This window comes from Bacillus sp. SIMBA_005 (genome assembly GCF_046535585.1).
Classification (GTDB): domain Bacteria; phylum Bacillota; class Bacilli; order Bacillales; family Bacillaceae; genus Bacillus; species Bacillus pumilus.
In genome coordinates this window covers 1-806 of sequence record NZ_JAWRWI010000030.1, presented here as the reverse complement: position 1 = coordinate 806, position 806 = coordinate 1, and the positions used below count along the sequence as shown (strand labels likewise).

General features: G+C 38.2%; 1 protein-coding gene. It reads left to right on the top strand.

Annotated features, from left to right (window positions below; genetic code table 11):
- On the top strand, positions 1-806 hold an 806-nt coding region (locus SB660_RS18890), incomplete at both ends, for a transposase (protein ID WP_410583741.1).

The following is an 806-nucleotide window of genomic DNA, read 5'->3' as shown; positions in this document are numbered from 1 at the left end:
GTGAGACGCTTCCACGATACAGATTTATTTGAACAAATTTTTTATCGAATCTTAAGAGAAGCGATGAAAAAAGGGTTCGTTGACCCTTCAATTGCCTTCATTGATTCCACTCATGTCAAGGCGAATGCCAATAAGAAGAAACTTGAAAAGAAAGTCGTTCGAGTAGAGACGAGAAGTTATCAAAATCAGCTCCATGAGGAGATCAATATTGATCGTGAAGAACATGGAAAAAAGCCCTTACCCCTACAGAATAAAGAAGAAACAAAAGAAGTTAAAGTTAGCACGACTGACCCAGAAAGTGGCTACTATGTAAAGGATGAACGTGAAAAGTCATTTGCTTATTCATTTCATACAGCTTGTGATTCAAAAGGATTTATTTTAGGCTCGTTGGTCACAGGCGGAAATGTTCATGATAGTCGTATGTTGGATTCACTCGTATCAGAGGTATCAGAGAAAGTCGGAAAACCAAATGTAGTCGCAGTAGATGCGGGATATAAAACACCTTATCTCGCTAAGTTTTTAATGGATCAAGAGATAAGACCTGTCATGCCTTACACTCGTCCAAGAACAAAAGCTGGTTATTTGAAAAAGAGTGAATACGTATATGATGCATATTTTGATTGTTACATTTGCCCCAACGGGCAAATTCTCTCTTATCGTACAACGACTAGAGAAGGCTATAAGCAATATGCGTCTGAGTCAGAGATATGTAAGTCCTGCTCGTATTTAGATAACTGTACACAAAGTCAAAATCACACCAAACAAATTCATCGGCATATTTGGCAGGACTATCTAGATGAAGCAGA